Source organism: Nostoc cf. edaphicum LEGE 07299 (assembly GCF_015207245.1).
GTDB lineage: Bacteria > Cyanobacteriota > Cyanobacteriia > Cyanobacteriales > Nostocaceae > Nostoc > Nostoc edaphicum_B.
Genome location: NZ_JADEXF010000580.1, coordinates 1 through 3,852, shown reverse-complemented (window position 1 = coordinate 3,852; position 3,852 = coordinate 1). Strand labels below are relative to the sequence as shown.

Genomic DNA, 3,852 nt, shown 5'->3' with positions numbered 1-3,852 from the left:
ACATTAAAATCTTCAGTTTTTTAGCAGCATAGAAAAACTATGCCCATATTTATTTGCTGTCAAAATTAAACTTTAGCAGCTGATTTGGTAACAACGTTAAGTTCACCTTTAGCATACTTAGCAGCAAAATCTTCCAAAGAAATTTGCTTAATCTTGCTTGCATTGCCAGCTGTGCCAAATTGCTGATAGCGTTCAGCACAAACCTTCTGCATGTATGTAATAGAAGGCTTGAGGAAGTGACGGGGGTCAAACTCCTCTGGTTTTTTAGCCAAAGCTTCACGTACAGCAGCAGTAATAGCCAAACGGTTGTCGGTGTCGATGTTTACTTTACGTACACCACTCTTGATGCCTTTTTGGATTTCTTCTACAGGTACACCGTAGGTTTCAGGAATTGCACCACCATATTGGTTAATCAGTGCAAGCAAATCTTCAGGCACAGAAGAAGAACCGTGCATTACCAAGTGGGTGTTAGGCAAACGGCGGTGAATTTCTTCAATGCGGCTGATAGCCAAAATTTCGCCAGTCGGCTTGCGAGTAAACTTGTAAGCACCGTGGCTTGTGCCAATGGCAACAGCCAAAGCATCTACTTGAGTTGCTTCTACGAAGTCAACAGCTTCATCGGGGTCGGTTAGCAATTGGGAGTGGTCGAGTGTACCTTCAAACCCGTGACCATCTTCAGCTTCACCAGCACCAGTTTCTAGAGAACCCAAGCAACCAAGTTCACCTTCAACGCTGACACCCAAAGCATGAGCTACGTTTACAACTTCGCGGGTAACGTTAACGTTGTACTCGAAGCTAGCAGGAGTTTTCGCATCAGCTTCCAAAGAACCATCCATCATCACGCTAGTGAAGTTGTTCTTAATTGCTGAGTAGCAAGTAGCAGGCGCATTTCCATGATCTTGGTGCATGACAATGGGAATGTGAGGATAGGTTTCTACCGCCGCCAAAATCAAGTGACGGAGGAAGTTTTCTCCTGCATAATTACGAGCGCCGCGTGAAGCTTGTAAAATTACGGGGCTATCTGTCTCGACAGCAGCCTTCAGGATTGCCTGAATCTGCTCCAAATTGTTAACGTTGAAAGCTGGGATGCCGTAACCGTTTTCAGCTGCGTGATCCAACAGCAGCCGCAGTGGTACAAGCGCCATAGATAGTCCTCCTAATGTGGTTGTCAGCTAGTCGGTCTGAGAGAAGCGTAATCATTACGCTAAATCTTAAGAGTTTTTTCAACTTATAGGAAATTATAACTAGTGTCGTGTATCTATGTTGAAAAAGTTTATGCCATCGTTACTATAACTATGTTCTATACTTGCTCTCTACTGTTGTACTATGCCCCATAGTTGATCTGTATTGCTGTACATTTAGTTACCCTACAACTAGTAGCTTTGGTAGCCCAGTATCCATAATGCTCGTTTCTACAATTAAAAAGAGCTGCGATCGCTTCTTTACATCATTTAACAAACTTCTATATGGGTCGCCCGGGATTCGAACCCGGAACTAATCGGTTAAAAGCCGAGTACTCTACCGTTGAGTTAGCGACCCTTTCGCTGCATTTCGCAACTTTGCAATCATAGCATATACATCTGTAGATTTGTAAAGGGGTTTAGAAAAAATTAGCCGTCAACCTTACAGATGCTGTGTGGCTCGCTCCTGGTGCTAACACAGTCAGGTTATCACCAGTATTGAGAGAGTTACGGGTGGCACTCCACGGTTCTAGACAGTAGAACTCTTTGCCTTTGACTGTCCAAAATACCAGATAGGTAGAGAAATCATCATAATCCAAGGTGAGTTTTAACTTCCGGCTGCGATCTATCGCGGTGGCCGATTGACTCGTTAGCTGTCCAAAGGCAAAATCAATTTCATCACGGCTAAAGTCAAAATTGCCATCAAAAGAGTGAATTTCTTTAGTTTGATTGTCTTGATACTGCTTAGAAGGAATTTCCAGCTCTAACTGAGTTTTATCACCACACAGAAAGTAGGGATGGAAACCAGCCGAAAAGGGCATTGCTGTAGATGACAAGTTTTTATACTGCTGACGGACTTCTAGAGTATTACCTTGAAGTTCGTAGGTGAAAGCCAGTTGAAAATCAAAAGGATAAACAGCCTTAGTTTGCTCATTGCTATTCAGAACGACAGTGAGACTAGCTTTATCTCCAGTTTCTTGTTCTGTTACTTTCCACGGCAATTCACGGGCAAAACCATGTTGTTTGAGAGTATATTTTTGCCCGTTGTGAGTGTAAGTATTATCTGGTAGATTGCCACAAATAGGAAACAAAATTGGATTTCCACCTCTGACACTCAACTCAGGATGAGTAAAGCGTTCACTATCCAGGTAGAAAATTTCTTGCCCTTGAATGCGCCAACGGGTGATGATACCGCCACGTTCGGGTACGACTTCCAATTGAGAACCAGCGGCTTCATCAGAAAGAATATAGGTCTTGTACTGTTGCTGTTGAACTGCAATGCTAAACACAAATTTTAGTCCTGTGTAAGGTGGAGTGCTGAGTACGCAGTGCTGAGTTCTGAGTAGAATAAAAAGTACTCAGCACTCAGCACTCATAACTCAGCACTGTTTATTCGTCTTCTGCAAACACGAAACGATATAACTCGCTGGGGTCTGGCTCAGGGCTGCTTTCGGCGAACTTAACCGCTTCGTCAATTACATCCTGAATTTTACGGTCAATGGCTTTAATTTCTCCCTCATCTGCCAGATTTTGCTCAACTAAATAAGCAGCCAACTTCTTAATTGGGTCACGGGCGAACCAAAATTCTTTTTCCGCTTTGCTCCGCATTTCATCTGGGTCAGCCAAGGAGTGACCCCGGAAGCGGTAGGTAAGTGCCTCAATTAATGTTGGGCCTTCACCTGCGCGGGCACGGGCTACAGCTTCTTGAGCCACGGCTCGAACTGCTAGTACATCCATGCCATCTACTTCCACGCCTACCATGTTAAATACACTGGCTTTTTTATAAATCTCTGGCTGAGAAGTGGCTCGTTCGTGAGACATCCCAATGGCCCACTTATTATTTTCGACTACGAAAAGAATTGGCAGTTTCCATAAGGCTGCCATATTTAGCGTCTCAAAAAACTGACCGTTGTTAGCTGCACCGTCGCCAAAAAAGCAAGCTGTCACTTGGTCAGCATTTTTATCTCCCAGCACTTCGCGGCGGTATTTGCTTTGAAAAGCCGCTCCAGCTGCTACAGGAATTCCCTCAGCCACAAAAGCATAGCCACCCAACAAGCGATGTTCCGCAGAAAACATGTGCATGGAACCACCGCGCCCTTTGCTGCAACCTGTGGCTTTGCCAAATAATTCTGCCATTACCTCTCTTGCTGGTACTCCCGCACTCAGAGCATGAACGTGGTCGCGGTAGGTACTACAAACGTAATCTTCACCCGGTCGCATCGACTGCACAACACCGCTGCAAACGGCTTCTTGACCGTTGTACAAATGGACAAAACCAAACATTTTGCCTCTGTAGTACATTTCAGCGCACTTGTCTTCAAACAAGCGCCCTAATACCATGTCCTCATACAACCGTAACCCTTCTTCTTTTGTAATATGCGTAGTAGCAGGATTAAAAGTGGGTAAAGTACGCTCTTGAACCATTATTTTTGAGTATCCCTGTTGTACAACTTAAAGTTACGGTCTTAAATAAGTTGGTCTGATAACACCTCGGCTTTTAACAGGCTAGCGTTTGTAAGACTCAACAATCAAACTTTATTTATGCACCAAAAAAGGGTCTTAGGGAATAGCTGAATTTTTAATTTTTGATTTTTAACTTTTCAGCTTATGCCCCGTGAGGATTTGACTCTAACGGCAACATCTGCCGCTTTGGGTTTTTCTCCTGTCTCTT

The 3,852-nt window shown here is 44.0% G+C and carries 3 protein-coding genes and 1 tRNA gene; all 4 read right to left on the bottom strand.

The features are described 5' to 3' along the window. Nucleotides 1–65: 65 nt before the first annotated feature. Nucleotides 66–1,145 (bottom strand): class II fructose-bisphosphate aldolase, encoded by a 1,080-nt coding sequence (gene fba, locus IQ229_RS17185; protein ID WP_012411833.1) that lies wholly within the window; start codon nt 1,143–1,145, stop codon nt 66–68. A gap of 322 nt (nt 1,146–1,467) precedes the next feature. Next, nucleotides 1,468–1,539, bottom strand: a tRNA-Lys gene (locus tag IQ229_RS17180). 61 nt (nt 1,540–1,600) lie between these two features. Beyond that, nucleotides 1,601–2,470 (bottom strand): aldose epimerase family protein, encoded by an 870-nt coding sequence (locus tag IQ229_RS17175; RefSeq protein WP_194045765.1) that lies wholly within the window; start codon nt 2,468–2,470, stop codon nt 1,601–1,603. Nucleotides 2,471–2,570: 100 nt separating this feature from the next. Further along, complete coding sequence (gene pdhA / locus IQ229_RS17170; RefSeq protein ID WP_069072716.1) at nt 2,571–3,605, bottom strand: pyruvate dehydrogenase (acetyl-transferring) E1 component subunit alpha; 1,035 nt, start codon at nt 3,603–3,605, stop codon at nt 2,571–2,573. Nucleotides 3,606–3,852: the final 247 nt, after the last annotated feature.